Annotated in this window: 17 protein-coding genes; 13 read left to right on the forward strand and 4 right to left on the reverse strand. The window is 34.6% G+C overall.

What is annotated here, in order from left to right; all coding sequences use genetic code 11:
• The first annotated feature begins 3 nt into the window (after positions 1–3).
• Positions 4–657 carry a ribulose-phosphate 3-epimerase gene (gene rpe, locus BW731_RS06725; protein WP_233120446.1) on the forward strand — a complete coding sequence of 218 codons (654 nt, stop codon included), beginning with the start codon at positions 4–6 and terminating at the stop codon, positions 655–657.
• Positions 657–1,307: a thiamine diphosphokinase gene (locus tag BW731_RS06730; protein ID WP_079346750.1), complete on the forward strand. Its 651-nt coding sequence runs from the start codon at positions 657–659 to the stop codon at positions 1,305–1,307. Before rpe ends, BW731_RS06730 begins: the two co-directional genes overlap by 1 nt.
• A 44-nt stretch (positions 1,308–1,351) precedes the next feature.
• Here BW731_RS06730 and rpmB read toward each other — a convergent pair whose 3' ends face one another.
• Positions 1,352–1,540: a 50S ribosomal protein L28 gene (gene rpmB, locus BW731_RS06735; protein ID WP_071456053.1), complete on the reverse strand. Its 189-nt coding sequence runs from the start codon at positions 1,538–1,540 to the stop codon at positions 1,352–1,354.
• A gap of 218 nt (positions 1,541–1,758) precedes the next feature.
• On the opposite strand from rpmB, the gene BW731_RS06740 reads away from it, so the two are divergent.
• From BW731_RS06740 to acpP, 5 genes are all read left to right on the forward strand, one after another.
• Positions 1,759–2,121 (forward strand): Asp23/Gls24 family envelope stress response protein, encoded by a 363-nt coding sequence (locus BW731_RS06740; protein WP_071456054.1) that lies wholly within the window; start codon positions 1,759–1,761, stop codon positions 2,119–2,121.
• A gap of 45 nt (positions 2,122–2,166) precedes the next feature.
• Entirely contained in the window at positions 2,167–3,843 is a 1,677-nt protein-coding gene (locus BW731_RS06745; RefSeq protein WP_079346752.1) for a DAK2 domain-containing protein, read from the forward strand.
• 58 nt (positions 3,844–3,901) lie between these two features.
• Positions 3,902–5,941 (forward strand): ATP-dependent DNA helicase RecG, encoded by a 2,040-nt coding sequence (recG, locus tag BW731_RS06750; protein ID WP_079346755.1) that lies wholly within the window; start codon positions 3,902–3,904, stop codon positions 5,939–5,941.
• Between the two features lie 45 nt (positions 5,942–5,986).
• Positions 5,987–6,991 (forward strand): phosphate acyltransferase PlsX, encoded by a 1,005-nt coding sequence (gene plsX, locus BW731_RS06755; protein ID WP_079346757.1) that lies wholly within the window; start codon positions 5,987–5,989, stop codon positions 6,989–6,991.
• Positions 6,992–7,057: 66 nt separating this feature from the next.
• A complete protein-coding gene (gene acpP / locus BW731_RS06760) occupies positions 7,058–7,297 on the forward strand; it encodes an acyl carrier protein (RefSeq protein WP_079346759.1) in 240 nt (79 codons plus the stop codon).
• A gap of 220 nt (positions 7,298–7,517) precedes the next feature.
• On the opposite strand, the gene BW731_RS06765 is transcribed toward acpP, so the two are convergent.
• Both BW731_RS06765 and BW731_RS06770 read right to left on the reverse strand, forming a co-directional pair.
• Positions 7,518–7,781 carry a GIY-YIG nuclease family protein gene (locus tag BW731_RS06765; RefSeq protein ID WP_079346761.1) on the reverse strand — a complete coding sequence of 88 codons (264 nt, stop codon included), beginning with the start codon at positions 7,779–7,781 and terminating at the stop codon, positions 7,518–7,520.
• Positions 7,768–8,514 (reverse strand): tRNA1(Val) (adenine(37)-N6)-methyltransferase, encoded by a 747-nt coding sequence (locus BW731_RS06770; protein WP_079346764.1) that lies wholly within the window; start codon positions 8,512–8,514, stop codon positions 7,768–7,770. Before BW731_RS06770 ends, BW731_RS06765 begins: the two co-directional genes overlap by 14 nt.
• Before the next feature lie 128 nt (positions 8,515–8,642).
• On the opposite strand from BW731_RS06770, the gene BW731_RS06775 reads away from it, so the two are divergent.
• From BW731_RS06775 to BW731_RS06790, 4 genes are all read left to right on the forward strand, one after another.
• Positions 8,643–9,296: a lysophospholipid acyltransferase family protein gene (locus BW731_RS06775; protein ID WP_079346767.1), complete on the forward strand. Its 654-nt coding sequence runs from the start codon at positions 8,643–8,645 to the stop codon at positions 9,294–9,296.
• A 143-nt stretch (positions 9,297–9,439) separates the two neighbouring features.
• Entirely contained in the window at positions 9,440–10,279 is an 840-nt protein-coding gene (gene licT, locus BW731_RS06780) for a BglG family transcription antiterminator LicT (RefSeq protein WP_079346769.1), read from the forward strand.
• 87 nt (positions 10,280–10,366) lie between these two features.
• A complete protein-coding gene (locus BW731_RS06785; RefSeq protein WP_079346771.1) occupies positions 10,367–12,250 on the forward strand; it encodes a beta-glucoside-specific PTS transporter subunit IIABC in 1,884 nt (627 codons plus the stop codon).
• Complete coding sequence (locus tag BW731_RS06790) at positions 12,243–13,694, forward strand: 6-phospho-beta-glucosidase (RefSeq protein WP_079346772.1); 1,452 nt, start codon at positions 12,243–12,245, stop codon at positions 13,692–13,694. The genes BW731_RS06785 and BW731_RS06790 overlap by 8 nt, the downstream gene beginning before the upstream one ends.
• Positions 13,695–13,765: 71 nt before the next feature.
• Here the strand turns inward: BW731_RS06790 and BW731_RS13075 are convergent, their stop codons facing one another.
• Entirely contained in the window at positions 13,766–13,846 is an 81-nt protein-coding gene (locus tag BW731_RS13075; protein ID WP_408645968.1) for a hypothetical protein, read from the reverse strand.
• Positions 13,847–14,439: 593 nt separating this feature from the next.
• On the opposite strand from BW731_RS13075, the gene BW731_RS06795 reads away from it, so the two are divergent.
• Both BW731_RS06795 and BW731_RS06800 read left to right on the forward strand, forming a co-directional pair.
• The gene (locus BW731_RS06795) at positions 14,440–15,573 is read left to right on the forward strand and encodes an exonuclease SbcCD subunit D (RefSeq protein WP_079346774.1); all 1,134 of its coding nucleotides are present in this window, start codon (positions 14,440–14,442) and stop codon (positions 15,571–15,573) included.
• 10 nt (positions 15,574–15,583) lie between these two features.
• Entirely contained in the window at positions 15,584–18,715 is a 3,132-nt protein-coding gene (locus BW731_RS06800; protein ID WP_079346775.1) for an AAA family ATPase, read from the forward strand.
• Positions 18,716–18,725: the final 10 nt, after the last annotated feature.

Consider the following 18,725-nt stretch of genomic DNA (forward strand, 5'->3'; position numbering starts at 1 on the left):
ACTATGGTAAAGATAGCACCGTCAATATTAAGCGCAGATTTTTCAAAATTGGGAGAAGATGTTAAACGTGTTGATAAAGCTGGGGCAGATTATATTCACATTGATGTAATGGATGGACAATTTGTTCCGAATATTACGTTCGGTCCAGCCCTTATTTCATCTATTCGTCCTGTGACTGATTTAGTGTTTGATGTTCACTTGATGATAGTAGATCCGGAACGCTTTATTGATGAGTTTGCAAAAGCAGGGTCTGATATTATTACCGTTCATGCTGAAAGTACGACTCATTTACACCGTGTCATTCAACAAATTAAAGCAAGTGGCGTGAAAGCTGGCGTGGTCATTAATCCAGGAACACCAGTTGAGATGATCAAGCCTGTTTTATCAATGGTTGATTTAGTCTTAGTGATGACAGTTAATCCAGGATTTGGTGGTCAAAAATTCATATCAGAATGTTTAGATAAAGTAAGTGAACTAGCAGAGTTACGACAAGTTAAAGGATACACCTATGAAATTGAAGTAGACGGTGGCGTGGACGATAAGACTGCAAAAGAATGTGTTGAAGCAGGAGCAGATGTGTTAGTTGCCGGATCATATGTTTATAAATATGATGATGTAACTGAGCCGATTAAAAAATTAAAAGAAGCAGGTAAGTAATGAAAAAGTCGGTTATTGTGTTGGCCGGTAGTGATAAATCATTATGGCCAAGCATGGATATATTTGATGAAGCTAGTCATATTATTGGGGTTGATAGGGGAGCTTACGAGGGTGTTCGTCATGGATTATCTATTGATATGGCGGTAGGAGATTTTGACTCACTAAGTCTTGAAGAACTTTCTTATGTTAAAGAACATGTAGAAAAAGTGACGCAATACCCAGCTGAAAAAGATGAGACGGATACTGAAATTGGTATTTCTGTCGCTAGTGAACTATCAGAAGACGCTAAAATCATCCTAATAGGTGGCACGGGTGGGCGTTTAGATCATTTCTTAGCTAATCTATGGCTACCATTCCAAGAACGGTTTAAAACGATTGCTACAAGGTTTGTGATAAAAGACAATCAAAATACGCTTTCTTATTTTCTACCGGGAGATTATACGATTGAAAAAGAGCCAGATAAAAAATATTTAGCATATGTTTGTTTAACACCTATGACACATTTATCTTTATATGATGCGAAGTATCGTTTAGATGATGTTGATGTGATACAACCAACTTCCTATGCAAGTAATGAATTCGTTGGCAAAACAACAAGATTTTCATTTGCAAGTGGTATGATGTGTGTCATCCAATCTAAAGACAAATAAAAAAAGCAGCCTCTAGTTAGGTTGCTTTTTTAATATCTATTTTATTAAACGCGTTCAACTTTACCAGATTTCAAAGCACGAGCAGAAACCCAAACTTTTTTTGGTTTACCGTCAACTAAAATACGGACTTTTTGAAGATTAGCTCCCCAAGTACGTTTAGATGCGTTCATTGCGTGAGAACGGTTGTTACCAGTTCTTGCTTTACGACCAGTTATATAACATTGTTTTGCCATGATATTCCCTCCTTTGCTTTGCTGGCATTTTTACGATTCTATTAATCATACTAAAATAATTTATCATAAAAAGAAACAAAAAGCAATAAAAAATATGATAAAGTTACAATAAGAGCGATGTTATAAGCGTTTAAAGATAATTATTCTTTAATAAAAATTGCGTTTATGATAAACTAAAGAATGATAATGGGTAATACTGACTTTGAGGAGGTAGTAAAATGGCTGTAAAAATTAAAACACAAGCTGGAACCATTGAAATTTCAAATGATGTTATAGCAACAGTTGTCGGTGGTGCTGCCACAGATATTTACGGAATCGTTGGTATGGCAAGTAAAAATCAAATTAAAGATAATTTAAATGATATTTTAGGTAAAGAAAACTATTCTCGTGGGGTAGTAGTACGTCAAGAAGAGAATGGTGTAGCAGTAGATGTGTACATTATGGTAAGTTACGGAACAAAAATTTCTGAAGTAAGTCGTAATGTGCAAGAAAAAGTCAAATACAATCTTGAAACAATGCTTGGCGTTGTTGCAAATTCAGTAAATGTTTTTATCCAAGGCGTGCGCGTGCAACCTGAATAAAATCATGCGATATTAAGTGTTAAATATACGAGGAGGAACATTTGAGTGGAACTAAAAGCAATCAACGGAGGGCAATTTCAAGCAATGGTACAAGTCGGAGCCAATAGACTGAACCAAAACGCCGAATTTGTCAATTCTTTAAATGTTTTCCCGGTACCAGATGGTGATACGGGAACTAATATGGATTTATCGATGACTAGTGGAGCAAAAGCTGTTAGAGAGGCAACAACGGAACATGCTGGAGAATTAGCTGCAATATTATCTAAAGGCCTTTTAATGGGTGCACGTGGTAACTCTGGCGTTATCTTGTCACAATTATTCAGAGGATTCTCAAAAAAAATTGAAGACAAAGAAGAATTAAACGCACAAGACTTAGCAGATGCGTTTAAAAATGGTGTAGAAGTGGCGTATAAAGCAGTGATGAAACCTGTTGAAGGAACAATTCTGACTGTTTCTAGAGGTGCTGCGATTGCCGCGGAGAAAAAAGCCAAAGAGAGTGATGATGCACTAGAAGTCATGGAAGCTGCTCTTAAAGGTGCTAAAAAAGCGTTAGCTAAGACACCTGATATGTTGCCTGTCTTAAAAGAAGTTGGCGTGGTCGATAGTGGTGGACAAGGACTTGTTTTTATCTATGAAGGTTTCGTTGAGTCTTTATCTGGCAAAGTAGTTGAAAGTGAAATTTATCAACCATCACCAGCTCAAATGGAAGAGATGGTTAATGCTGAACATCATCGTAGTGTTCAAAGCCATATGTCAACTGAAGACATTAAATTTGGTTACTGTACAGAAATCATGGTAAAAATTGGTGAAGGACCAACAGTTGATAGTACGTTTGATTATGACACATTTAGAAATTACTTAAATGAAATTGGTGATTCATTATTAGTTGTAGCCGATGATGAAATCATCAAAGTTCATGTTCATACAGAGCAACCTGGTGAAGTCATGAATTATGGTCAAAAATTTGGTTCATTAATCAAAATTAAAGTGGATAATATGCGCTTGCAACATGAATCATTACTTGATACTCCAAGTGCACCAGCTGTAGAAGCACCAAAAGAAAAAGTGCCTTATGGTATTATTTCAATTGCTGCTGGTAAAGGGGTTCAAGACTTGTTTAGTAGCATGGGTGTTAACCACGTGATTAGTGGTGGACAAACAATGAATCCAAGCACAGAAGATATTATGTTAGCAATCCAATCAGTGAACGCTGAAAATGTGATTATCTTACCTAATAATAAAAATATCTTCATGGCAGCTGATCAAGCCGCTGAAGTGAGTGATGTGCCAACAATCGTGATTCCATCGAAAACAATTTCTCAAGGAATGACGGCTCTATTAGGATTTAATGATCAAGTATCACTTGAAGAAAATCAAAAAAATATGTTAGAAATGCTTGAAGGTGTAACAAGCGGTCAAGTCACAACGGCTGTTCGTGACACAAGCATTGATGGCGTTGAAATTAAAAAAGACGATAACTTGGGCATGGTTGAAGGAAAAATTGTGGTATCAATGCCAAGTCGTTTTGATGCAAGTTTAGAAACATTAAAACAAATGATTGATGATGACACTGAAATTGTGACAATCTTAATTGGTGAAGATGGAACAAGTGAAGAAGCATCATTATTAGAAGAAGCATTGCTTGAAATGGATAGTGATTTAGAAGTTGAGATTCACCAAGGAGATCAACCAGTTTATCCATATCTATTTGCAGCTGAATAAGATAAAAAAGTCAAACATTGGTTTGACTTTTTTTAACAGTTAAAAAGGAGGAGTCAAAGTGAAACAGTTAAGTGATAGTGTAGCGACACTTAGTGGTGTTGGCCCAAAACGTGTGGAGACACTCAAAACATTACACATAGAAACGATTAATGATTTACTGACACATTATCCGTTTCGCTATGACGATATCCAAGAAAAAAAGTTAGAAGAAATTAGTGATCAAGAAAAAGTAGTCTTAAAAGGTATTGCCATTTCTGATGGGGTAGTCAATTATTATGGGCATAAAAAAAGCCGTTTAGTTTTTCGAATGATGGTGGAGCAGGCTGTTATAACTGTGACGTTTTTTAACCAACCCTTTTTAAAAAATAAAATTCATTCGTCAGAGGAAATTGCAGTTTTTGGTAAATGGGACGCAAAGAGAAAGTCGTTAACAGGTCTCAAAATTATGGCGACACAACAGCAAGAAGAAGAGTTTGCTCCCATCTATAGTGTGAATAAACACATCAAACAACAAACACTGGTTCAACTGATTAAACAGGGGTTTGAAGGGTATGGCGAGTTGGTTGAAGAAAACTTACCAGATTACTTATTGGAAAAATATAGATTGATGCCTAAACAACAAGCTGTTAGAGCTATGCATTTTCCAGAATCAATTGAAGAAAATCGTTTAGCAAAAAGGCGATTAGCTTTTGAAGAATTTTTCCTATTTCAATTAAAGATGATTCAATTAAAAGAAGAAGAAACAGCCAAAGAACATGGTAATCCTATTTTATATGATGTGGATGAGTTGAAACAGTTTATTAAGACATTACCGTTTGAATTAACGAATGCTCAAAAACGAGTTGTCAACGAAATTTGTGCTGACATGAGAAGTCCTTATCACATGCATCGCTTACTACAAGGAGATGTAGGGAGTGGGAAAACAATGGTAGCAGCACTTGCTTTATTTGCCGCTTACACGGCATCCTATCAAGGAGCATTAATGGTGCCAACAGAAATTTTAGCAGAACAACATATGGAAAGTCTAACTGAATTGTTTGAAAATACGCCAGTTAGAGTAGCGTTATTAACTGGTTCGACAAAAGCGAAAGCACGTCGTCAAATATTAGCTGAGCTTTCAGAAGGTGAAATTGATATTTTAGTTGGGACACATGCCTTAATTCAAGAAGAAGTCCAATTTTCTAATTTGGGTATTGTCATTACAGACGAGCAACATCGTTTTGGTGTGAATCAGCGAAAAATATTACGAGAAAAAGGCAATCATCCAGATGTGTTGTTTATGACAGCAACACCAATCCCTAGAACGTTGGCCATCACAGCTTATGGCGAAATGGATGTGTCGATTATTGATGAGTTACCAGCCGGACGAAAACCCATCGAAACACGTTGGGCCTTGCCAAAACAATTGGATAGTATTTTAGAAACTATGCGTGAGTTACTAAAACAAGGGCAACAAGCGTATGTGATTTGTCCGTTGATTGAAGAGTCAGAGATGCTAGATGTAAAAAATGCAACGGAAATTTACGAGCACTTATCTGCCTTTTTCTCTCCGACGTATCATGTTGATTTATTACATGGCAAGATGAAGGCTGATGAAAAAGACGCCATCATGCAAAAGTTCAAAGACAATGACACACAAGTATTGGTTTCAACAACTGTTATTGAAGTGGGCGTGAATGTCCCAAATGCCACGATGATGGTCATTATTGATGCAGATCGTTTTGGTTTAGCACAGCTTCATCAGTTACGTGGACGTGTTGGACGTGGGCACAAAGCGTCTTATTGTGTGTTGATAGCTAATCCAAAGAGTGAACAAGGTAAAGAGCGAATGAAAATCATGACGGAAACGACAGATGGTTTTGTATTGAGTCAAAAAGATTTGGAAATGCGAGGACCTGGTGACTTTTTTGGTGCCAAACAATCTGGTTTGCCTGAATTTAAAGTTGGTGATATGGTAGCTGATTTTATTATGTTAGAAACGGCAAGAGAAGAAGCCATTAGTCTTTGGAAAACGCCTGAGTGGATACATGATAAATCGTTTGCACCATTAGCTAAGAGTATCAAGAGCACGACATATCAATTAAATCATTTAGATTAACATGCTATAATAAATGCAAATTGTAAAAAAGTGAGGAATCTTATCATGAAAATAGCCGTAGATGCTATGGGCGGAGACAACGCACCAAAAGCCATTGTAGAAGGTGTGATGTTAGCCAAAAAAGATTTTCCAGATATTGAATTTTTATTATTTGGAAAAGAATCAGCGATTAAAGAATATGTGACAGACGATAAAAATATTACGATTATTCACACAGATGAAAAAATCGAAAGCGATGATGAGCCAGTTAAAGCGATTCGACGAAAAAAACAAGCCTCAATGGTCTTAGCTGCTCAAGCTGTTAAAGAAAAACAAGCAGACGCGTTGTTTTCTGCAGGTAACACAGGCGCTCTTTTAGCTGCTGGGTTGTTTGTTGTGGGGCGTATCAAACAAGTTGAACGCCCAGGACTGATGACAACGATGCCAGTTTTTACAGGTGAAAAAGGGGCTGGATTTGATTTTATTGATATGGGAGCAAATGCTGATAACAAACCGGAACATTTGTTAACATATGGTATCTTAGCTTCTTATTATGCTAGTCAAGTTCGTGGCGTGGAAAATCCTCGTGTCGGTCTTTTAAACAATGGGACGGAAGACACAAAAGGAAGCGAGCTAACAAAAAAAGCATTTGAATTATTAAAAGAAGAACCAAGTTTAAATTTTGTTGGAAATGTCGAAGCAAGAGATTTATTTAATGGTGTCGCGGATGTGGTTGTGACAGATGGTTTTACTGGAAATGCCGTGTTAAAATCCATTGAAGGAACAGCACAAGCAATTATGAGCAATTTAAAATCATCCATTTTAGATAGTGGTTTAAAAGGAAAAATGGGGGCATTGCTACTAAAAGATAGTTTGAAAGACTTGAAACAAAAAATGGACTACTCAAATCATGGTGGAGCTGTATTGTTTGGTGTAAAAGCACCTGTTGTTAAAACACATGGCTCAACAGGACCAGATGCGGTGAGACACACAATTAGACAAATCCATACCATGCTTGAAAAAGATGTAGTAAACAATTTAGTTGCTTATTTTGATGAGCATCAAGCATAGACAAAAAAAGCATTTACAAGTAAAATACTAAGTAGAGTGAGTGGCTTAATAAAAGGAGGAACTTACATGTCTAGAGATGAAGTATTTGGTAAAATCCAAACAATTATCGTTGAGCACTTTGAAGTAGATGAAGATAAAGTGACTGAAACAACAAATATCAAAGAAGATTTAGATGCAGATTCAATTAGCATTATGGAATTTGTTTTAGAATTAGAAGATGTCTTTGATGCAGAAATTTCTGATGAAGATGCAGAAAAAATTGAAACAGTTGGCGCAGCAGTTGATTATATCGTTGCAAACCAATAATAGGTAGGGTATCACATAAAGTGGTACTCTTTTTTATTGCCATAAAACAAAAAACTACCAGCCAAAATGACTGGTAGAAAAAAGGAGTTGTTTTATTTACTTTGGGGGAGTAAATAAAGTAAAAAAATTGTAGGGTTGTTTGTTACTACATAAAGAATAATAACTCTTAGCTATGAAATAAATATGAAGACATGTGTGCAATTATTTGAAAAAACAGCGATTAATTATCGGCTAAATAGGTTTCTTTTTTAAGACGTGTTAATTGTTTAAAGGCATACTCTTTTTGCATGGCTTCACTTTTTGTTTCAAATACTTCATGGTGAATCATTTTTGCCGGGCGTCTTTTTTTTAGTCTAGTATATTTTGCGCCTTTACCAGAGTTATGTTCAGCTAGTCGTCTTTCTAAGTTTGTTGTATAACCAGCATAAAAAGTATTGTCAGCACATAATAATACATAAAAATAATGATGTTTAGTTTGTGCCATGAAGCATCTCCTTAATCTCTGGTAAATATTCATTATCCTCACCATAAACATAAAGAGGGGGAAGAATTCTTAATCCATCTGTTTTCCCATCTTTAATTCCTTCAATGAGTAATGTATTGGCTTCTTTATTCGTTTTGGGATAGACAAATTGGATTCGTTTTGGCGCAATACGATTTTTTTCCATACTATGTAAAATATCAATCAATCGATCAGGTCTGTGTACCATCGCAATTTTTCCATTCATTTTTAATAGCTTAGAGGCTTGTTGAAACACATCATCAATTCCTAAATGAATTTCATGACGAGCAATCGCTAAATAAGGATTAGGATTTTTTTTACTATTTGGCGCTTCTTTAAAATAAGGTGGATTACACGTGATAAAATCCACTGAATCGGGTTTTATAAATTGTGTGATGTTTTTAATATCATCATGTATCATGGTCATCGAGTCGCTAAACTGGTTTAATTCGATACTTCGTTTAGCCATATCATAGAGCTTTTCTTGTAGTTCAACGCCAGTAATCGTTGCGTGTGTTCTAGGGCGCATAAATAAGCCAACAGCGCCATTTCCAGCACAAAAATCGACAATTGTCCCTCTTTTAGGAATCGAGGCAAAATGAGCTAATAACACAGCATCTAGCGAGAATGAAAACACCTCAGAGCTTTGAATGATTTGTATGTCTTGTGACAGCAGTTGGTCAATGCGTTCACCTGGATTGAGATTTGTCGTCAATTAAGTCACATCCTTTGATATCATTTGTACATTATATCAAAGTTACATAAAAATAGAATAAGAAAAACTTGCAAGTTTTGATTTAATTCGGCATACTAATAGGGAATTTAATGTAAAGGATGAAAAAAATGTATCGAGTACTTTTAGCGGTTGTTCGATTTTTAACGTTTGTTATTAATACTAACTCAAGATATGTTGGTAAAGACAATTTACCAAAAGATAAAAATTATGTCCTAGTCAGCCCACACAGAACATGGTTTGAACCATTGTACTTTGCCATGGGAGCTTGGCCGAAAAAATTCTCTTTTATGGCAAAAAAAGAATTATTTAAAAATCCGATTTTGTCTTATATTTTGAAAAAATGTCATGCTTTTCCAGTGGATCGTGATAATCCTGGTCCGAGCGTGATTAAAACACCAGTTAAAGCGTTAAAAAACACTGATTTGAGTGTGATGATCTTTCCTAGTGGCAGTCGCTACTCTGATGAACTAAAAGGTGGTGCGGCTCTTATTGCAAAAATGGGGAAAGTGGATATTATTCCAGCTGTGTACCAAGGACCACTGACATTCGGTGGATTGTTTACAAAACGTCGTGTGACAGTTGCGTATGGAACGCCAATTGATATCTCAGATATTAAAAAAATGGACAAAGATGGCATTGCAGAAGTGGAAAGACGTATGCAAGAAGCATTTAATCAATTAGATTATCAAGTCAATCCAGATTTCGTTTATGTGCCACCAGTGAAGAAAAATACAAAAGTAACTTCTGTTGACGAAAATTAACAGGAGTTATTTGAACGTAAAGTATGTTTAGAATTAAGGATTGACTATATTAATAGTATCGTGATAAACTGAAAATGAGATTGTTACCGCTTTAGTGTGGGCTATACTCTTTTTTAAGACATTCAAAAAAGGGGATATTTATTTTGATTATTGAAAAAGTTATAAATAATAATATAGTTGTTTCAAGAAATCAAGCGAGCAATGAAATTATTGTTGTTGGTAAAGGTTTGGGTTTTAAGAAAAAAATAAATGATCCTATTGATGAAAGCTTAGTAGAAAAAACATATGTTATAACAAATGAATGGAATGTCAATAAATTAACAGATATGTTGTTAGATATTCCATTGGAACATGTTCAAGTAGCTAATGAAATTATTAGTTTTGCCAAAGTATCCTTGGGTAAAAAATTAAGCGAAAATTTATCTTTGACTCTAACTGATCATATTCATTACGCAATAGAGCGTAATGACAAGGGAATGGAGTTAAAAAATGCGCTTTTATGGGAGATTAAACGTTTCTATAATCATGAATATCTAATAGGAAAAGAAGCGCTTAATATTATTGAGAGTCGTTTAAATGTCAGATTACCTGAAGATGAGGCTGGATTTATAGCGCTTCATATAGTTAATGCCAATCTAGATATGGATGAGGTTGGGCAAGTTGCTGAAATGACTGAAATTATTCAAAATATTTTAAACATAGTAAAATATCATTTTAAAATAGATATTGATGAATATTCTCTCAATTATGAGCGATTTGTGACACATTTAAAGTTTTTCACACAAAGATTATTTAGTGATACGCGTTTAGATGATTTGGAAACAGTTCAATTTATGTTAAAGATAAAAGAGCAATATCAAAATGAATTTTCTTGTGCTCTAAAAATAAATGACTATATCAATAATAAATATGATCGAGATTTGGAAGAGGATGAGTTAATTTATTTAACCATTCATATTAGAAGAATAACCAATATAAAATAGGATTGTTACTGCTTATGCAGGCTAGACCTAAGTTCACTTTTTAAAGTGGTCTTAGGTCTTTTTATTTATTTTGAAAGGATGATTAGAATGAACTATAAAGAAGTATCAAACAAAGTTATAGCGGGTGTTGGAGGTGTTAGTAATATAAATAGTCTTACTCATTGTGCAACCAGACTAAGATTTAATTTAAAAGATGATAGCGTTGCTAATAAGGAAGCGTTAGAAAAAATTCCTGAAGTCATGGGAATTGCAATTGGCGGAGGGCAATATCAAGTTATAATTGGTAGTGAAGTAAGACGTATTTATAATGAAATATCTCCTCAACTGACACCTAATGAAGTAACCAATGAAACTTCTCAACAGAAAAAAGGCTTAGGAACTCGTTTTATAGAAATGATTTCTAGTATATTTACACCTATACTACCTGCTATTACAGCTTCTGGGATGATAAAAGCAGTGTTAGCTTTGTTTGTCGCATTTAAGTGGGTTGATAATACAGGACAAACTTATCAAATTATTAATTTTATAGCAGATGCAGGCTTTTACTTTTTACCTATTCTTTTAGCGAATTCAGCAGCAAAAAAATTTAAATGTAATCCATATTTAGCGATGATGATAGGTGGAGTTTTATTACATCCAACATTCATTGCTATGGTAACAACCGCAAAAGAATCAGGTGAAGCAATCAAATTTACTATGTTACCAGTATATAATGCAAGTTATGCTTCATCGGTTGTCCCTATTATTTTAGCAATCTGGTTGATGTCTTATGTAGAAAAATTTGCTGATAAATACTCTCCAAAAATGATTAAATTTTTTACCGTTCCATTAATAACTATATTGGTGACATCAATTATTACTCTGATAGTGTTAGGACCAATTGGGTTTATTATAGGAAACGGTATCGCATCAGGAATCACATTTGTAGATGAACATGTAAGTTGGCTAGTTCCTATGCTATTGGGCGGTTTCTTCCCATTACTTGTTTTAACGGGAACTCATTACGGTATTATTCCAATTGGAGCAAATAATATAATGTCATTAGGTTCAGACGCTATGGTAGGACCAGGAAACCTTGCATCTAATATTGCGCAAGGTGGAGCTGCTTTTGCAGTAGGATTGAAGAGTAAGGATAAAACAATTAAAGAGTTAGGAATTTCATCAGGAATTACAGCTATTTGTGGTATCACAGAGCCAGCATTATTTGGTATAAACGTTAGATTTAAAACACCTTTATACGCATCTATGATTGGAGGAGCAGTGGGAGGATTATTTGTTGGTATTTTTAGAGTTCGGAGATTTGCAACAGGGTCTCCAGGTTTAATGACATTACCCGTTTATATAGGAGAAGATGGGTTTAGCAATTTATTATTTGCTTGTTTAGGTTCATTAATTGCTTTTGTGGTAGCATTTATAATTTCTTACATACTGTTTAAAGATGATAAATCCATAGAAAAAGAACTTGATGATTTGGAAACTGATATAGACAATGAAGTAATTCAAGTATATGATGATACAAAAATTTATGCTCCTGTCAGTGGTAAAATAATTTCACTTTCAGAAGTAAGTGATGGTGTTTTTTCAAGTGGAGTGATGGGACCAGGTATTGCAATAGTTCCATCTGATGGTCATTTTGTTTCACCAGTAAAAGGGATTGTAGAAATGATATTCGATACAAAACACGCAATAGGATTAAAAACTGATACGGGGTTAGAAATCCTTATTCATATAGGATTGGACACAGTAAAATTGGAAGGTAAGCCTTTTGATGTATTAGTAAAAACAGGAGATAAAGTAGATATAGGTATGCCATTGGTTAATGTTAATTTAAATGAAATCAAATCTAATGGATTAGAAATAACAACGCCTGTTATTTTTACTAACTTAAATAATAAAACCGAATTAAAAGAATGTTATAGTTCTAGTATAGATAGTGGAGATTTGATGATGGAGGTTTCTGTAAATGAGTAATTATAATATATTTCCAGATGAATTTTTATGGGGAGGAGCAACTGCAGCCAATCAATATGAAGGTGGATACAATCAAGGGGGGAAAGGACCTGCACTTGTGGATGTCCTACCATCGGGTAAAGATAGATATGATGTGATGTCAGGAAAACTAGACTATAAAAAATTGGATGAAAGTACTGAATACCCTGGTAGAGTAGCAGTTGATGGTTATAGTCATTGGGAAGAAGATATTGACTATATGATAGAAATGGGATTTCGAGTGTACCGATTTTCTATTTCCTGGAGTAGAATATTTCCATTAGGAACAGAAAAAACACCTAATACAGAAGGGTTAAAGTTTTATGAAAAAATTATAGATAAACTAAATAAAAACAATATAGAACCGTTAGTTACAATTTGTCATTTTGATATACCTTTAAATCTCATTGAACAGTATGGATCATGGAGAAATCGCGAGGTAATTCAATTTTATTTGAAATATTGTAAAACGTTATTTAATTATTTTAAAGGGAAAGTGAAATATTGGATTACATTTAATGAAATTAATATGCTTTTTCATCTACCATTTATGGGGGCAGGTATAGTTTTTAGTGAAAATGAAAATCAAATGGAAGTTAAATATCAAGTTGCACATAATGAACTTGTTGCTTCTGCCCTAGCTACTAAAATGGCTCATGAAATTGATTCAAATAATCAAATAGGATGTATGTTAGCCGCGGGTCAATATTATCCTTATTCTAGTAAACCAGAAGATGTTTTTGATGCTTTGGATAAGAATAGAGATATCTTCTTTTTTGGAGATATTCAAGTACGAGGTAAATATCCGAATTATGCTAAGAAAAAATTGCAAGAATTAAACATTGAAATAAAAACTGAGCCTGAAGATGAAGCAATCTTGAAAAAATATCCAGTAGACTTTGTTTCTTTTAGTTATTATTCATCTAGATTGACAAGTGCTGATGAAAATGTAGGGGAAAAAACATCAGGAAATGTCATTCATTCATTGAGGAATAAATATTTAGAAACAAGTGAATGGGGGTGGCAGATTGATCCTCTAGGATTAAGAACGACACTAAATGCTTTGTATGAGCGTTATGAAAAACCGCTATTCATTGTAGAAAATGGTTTGGGAGCAAAAGATAAATTAAATGGGGATGGGAGTATTGATGATGACTATCGAATTGAATATTTGTCTAGACATATAGCTGTTATGAGAGATGCTATTGTAAAAGATGGAGTTGAACTAATAGGATATACCTCATGGGGATGTATAGATTTAATTAGTGCTTCTACAGGACAAATGAGTAAGAGATATGGTTATGTTTATGTCGATAAGGATGATGAAGGTAAAGGATCATTAAAGCGATATAAGAAAAAATCATTTTATTGGTATAAAAAAGTGATTGAAACTAATGGGGAAAACCTAGAATTTTACCCAAAATAGAAAATAAATGAAAAGAAGTTATACAAACCTATAAAGGCAGTGCCTGTAAAATGAGATACGAATAAAAATACCTACGCGATTACTTTTTTCCGATATTCAATGGGAGAAAGGTAGTCGTATTTTTGTTGAATTCTTTTTTTATAATAGTTGATGAAATTTTGTACATTTCAACTACGCTAAGTGCAGATTTTTCGGGTTCTGGAGAAAATGGGAATGTTTCGCCCTTTAGGATGGAGTAAAAGCCTCTTTTCTTTAGTTGCTACGATAGCATAGTGTAAGTTCCTAGTCGTTTTGTTCAAAAATATGTATACAAAGAAGTTAACAGAAATACTAAAATAAGACTAATATGATCGTAAAAAATAAAAAACTCTCACCATAAAATGATGAGAGAAGGAAGGAAAAAATAAAAAATTTATTTAGCTATTTATTTCTTTTTGGGGGAAAAGAAATAACGTGGATGGTAGGATTCGAACCTACACCTCAAAGGATAGAGAATGAACTGTCTGTTAAATCTCAATGAGTCAAAACACCTCGTTCACCCACAAAATAATTAAGTTGTATTAATTAACTATAAACATAGTTTAACGTGAGCCCCTTAAAGTTAGCTTAAAAAAGTCTGTAGAATTTATGAAATGTGAGAAAATTTTTTCGTTAAAAAAAGTAAGTAGGTCAAGATAAGGAATCCATTAAACAATCTGATTAAAGTTTGTTATAATGGAGAGAAGACCTTTTTTGGAGGAATACGATGAAATTTTTACATACAGCTGATTGGCATATAGGACGTAAATTGAATGGATTCAGTCTACTAGAAGAACAACGAGATGCATTTGAAAAAATGCTACAGGTTGCGACAGAACAAGATGTCGATGCGATTGTTGTCGCAGGAGATTTATACGATCGCTCGATGCCGTCTGTTGAGGCAGTTGAGTTGTTAAATACGATGATGATTGAGATGAATCTGGTGCATAAATTTCCTGTCTTAGCCATTTCAGGCAATCATGACAGTGCGACAAGATTATCAACAGGATCTCCTTGGCTAGAAAAAGAGCAATTTTATTTATACACACAGTTGGAACAATTTTTCTCTCCTGTTGTGGTAGGTGATACACAGTTCTTTTTACTGCCTTACATTGAGCCTGTTCATGCAAGATTGTATTTTAATGACGATACACTAGTGACTATTCCACTTGTTATGGAACGTCTCATGACAGAAGCAAAATCATTATTTTTACCGGATAAATACCATGTGCTAGTTAGCCACTTTTTTGTGACTGGCGCGTGTAAAAGTGAGTCTGAGACACCACTTGAAGTAGGAGGGCTTTCTAGTGTGCCAGCTGATATGTTTGAGCTGTTTGACTATGTGGCATTAGGGCATTTGCATGATAAAAATGCATTGAATAATCAAGCGTCGATTAAATACAGTGGGTCATTATTGAAATACTCATTATCTGAGAGAAATCAGGATAAAGGTGTCCGTGTAGTGACACTAAAAGATGACGGCGTAGAAAGTCAGTTTATCCCAATAGCACCTTTACGAGATGTGGCCCTTTTACGTGGCGAATTTTCAGAATTAACAGATTATGAGTTCTACCAAGACGTAAATCGTGAAAATTATATTGCGGTTGAGTTAACTGATAAAACGAGTGTGCCAAATGCTTTATCAGAACTTAGACAAATTTATCCACGAATGATTAGTTTAGAACGTATCAGCGAACAAAAAGATATCACAGATGAGCGCTATGACGATATCGAGATAAAAAAAGTCTCCCCAAAAGAAGTCATCGCAAACTACTTTGAAGACGTGACCGATGAATCTCTAACCACAAAGCAACATGACTGGTTAGAAGAAGTATTGATTGGTGTAGAGAAAGAAAAATAGGAGGGAAATCATGAAGCCTTTAACATTAACGTTAGAATATTTTGGACCATATGAAGATGAGACGATTGATTTTTCTTCTTTTTACGCACAATCATTGTTTTTAATTTCAGGTAAAACAGGTTCTGGGAAGACAACTCTGTTTGATGCGATGAGTTATGCATTATACGGAAATACATCAGGTGACGCTCGTGAAGCAAAAGAAATGCGGTCAAACTTTTCGACGATTGATGATGTGACACGCGTAACATTTGTGTTTGAACATGACAAAAAAACGTATCATATTGTTCGTGAGCCGGAGCAGTTACGAAGAAGATTACGTGGTGAGGGAGAGAAATTAGAGAAAGCCAAATCAGTTTTGACGATTTTTGATAAAGAGGGGAAAGAAGAAGCACAGTATACAAAACAAATGGATGTTAACATTCATATCCAAGAGTTATTACAACTTAGTGCAAAACAATTTTCACAAATCGTGATGTTGCCACAAGGTGATTTTCAACGGTTTCTACAATCTGATAGTGACAATAAAGAAGCTGTCTTACGCCAGTTATTTGATACCTCTAAGTATCAAGAAATCGCTAGAAAGCTTAAAGATAAGAAAAAAGAACAGTCTAACGAGTTAAAGAAAGAACAACAAAAATTACAAACGCTCTTTGAACAAGTCGAATGGGATGAAGAGTTCCTAGAAACTGTGTCAGGTGATAGGACAATCGAAGAAAAATTAGCGTTATATGATGAACAAAAACAAAAAAAAGAGCAACACATTGCGGATTTAAATGATAACGTAACGCTAGTTAAGAAAGAACGGGATGACCAACTTGCTAGATTAGAAGTAGCTCGAGCGTTAGAAAAATTATTTGTCGAAAAAGAAGAAACCGAAAAAATGCTAGAGAAACGATTGCTTGAAACAGAGAAAATCAATGACTTGAAACAACGTATGACACGTTTTTCTCAATTAGAACCATTAGAAAAAGTACTGATTGATATCAGCACTTCTCAGACAAAGCTAGATGAACAGGAGCAACAACAAACGATAACCAAAACAGAGCTTCATGAGGTAGAAAAACATCATAAAGAATTAGTTGATAAGAAACAAGCACTAGACAATCAAGAAACAACGATAAAAGAGCTTGAAACTTATTTGGTGAAGCTAGAAGAACGTCTGCCATTATTTGAAGAAGAAGCACAGTTAGCTAAAAAACTAGCAGAGTTGGTCACAGAAGAAGAAAAACAAGCAGTTGAATTAAAAGAGCTTGAAACACATGTTGAAAAAGCTAAGCAAAGCCAAGATGAGTTACAACAAGCAGTAGATACTATTCCTTTTTTATATAAGGAACTGACTAACTTAAAAGAAACACAAGTGAAAGAAACAGTATTATTAGATGATGTGACATCTTTTCAAACTTATCTTGGTGAAGAAGAGTCTTTAAAAAAAGAGTATGAAAAACATGAAGAGACAATGTTGTTACGACAAAAAGAATTAGAGGACTTAAAGCTTAAATTAGTAGAGAAAAAAGATTCGTGGGCACGAGGTCAAATTGCTAGATTGAGTTTAGATTTGATAGACGGTGAACCTTGTCCAGTTTGTGGCGCGATTGATCATCCGGAACCTGCTCATGTAACACAACTATCCAAAGAAGAATTTGATGTCTTAGAACAGGAAATAGAAGTTCTCACAACAAAAGAAGAGCAGTTAGTTCAAGATATCAGTCATCTACAAGCACAAAAAGATGCGACACAAGATAAGGTAACTAGTTTAGTAGCCAAACAAACCAGTTTATCAGAGAAAATATCAACTAATATAGCAGAGATAGATAAGACACATTGGTTAGAAACAGTGACTAAACAAGTTAAAACAACCACTCAACAAGTGAGTGATTATACACAACAGCTAACAGAACTTGAAGTCAAACAAACAGAGTTGGAACAAGCTAAAGCTGAGTTAGGTCAGCTTGATAAAAAACGAAGTGAAAGTCAGGTTACTATCCAGCAAATCAAAGAAGAAAAACGATTGTGTCAACATAGTGATGATGAATTGAAAAAACGTATAGGAACAGATATCACTTCTTTTGAAGACGCGAAAAAAGAACAGAAAACAATCAAGCACCAAATTGATACTTGGTATGAAGAAAGCAAACAATGTGACAAATCATTATCTGAGATGATGACTGATAAAACGAAATTACAAACAAGGCTAGAGGAATTAGAACATAACAAACAAGTCCAACAAAATGAATTAACTGAACTTGGAAAAAGTAAAACAACCTTTTTATCCGACTATCAGTGGGATGAAGAGATGCTTCAAACTATCTTAGCCGATAAAGAAAATAAAACAAGGTATGAAGAAACCATCGCTCAATTTGAAAAAGAAATTTACTCATTAAAAGAAACGTTGTCGAGCTTGAAAGATAAAACCAAAGAAGCAGACAAACCAGATTTAACAAAATTAGAGGAACTATATCAAGTAGCAAACCAAAAGTATGAACAAGTGGTAGATGATAAACGTCAACAAGAAATTAAATTGGAGAATAACAATAAAACAATTCAAACGATTCAGACATTGATGACAGATATCAAGGAAGATATGCAAGTATTGTATGAGCTGAGTGTGTTATCAGATGTGTTAAATGGAGATAGTGACAATAAATTAAGCATTGAGCGATATGTGTTGCAAAGTTATCTGCGTAAAATTTTGGCCGTTGCAAACCACACATTGAAAAAACTCACAAGAGGTCGATATACCTTTGCGTTAAGAGATGCCAAACAATCCTCGAAGAAAAAAACAGGTTTAGAAATTGATATTTTTGATGACAACGTGGGACAACTAAGAGGAGTTAATACTCTGTCAGGTGGCGAGAGTTTTATTGCGTCTCTTACATTAGCATTGGCACTAGCTGAAGTGATTCAAAGTGAAGCAGGCGGTGTGAAAATTGATGCGATGTTTGTTGACGAAGGGTTTGGCTCGCTAGATGAGGAAGCACTTGAAACAGCGATTCGTGCGCTTGAAACAATGGGTGAGAGTAATCGATTGATTGGCATTATTTCTCATGTTAATGAATTAAAAGAAAGAATCCCACAACAATTAAAAATATCCGTGTCTAAAGACAATCGAAGTCATGCGACACCACAGCTAGAATTCACGTAAGGAGTGGTAA

The organism is Vagococcus martis (assembly GCF_002026305.1).
GTDB classification, from domain to species: Bacteria; Bacillota; Bacilli; order Lactobacillales; family Vagococcaceae; genus Vagococcus; species Vagococcus martis.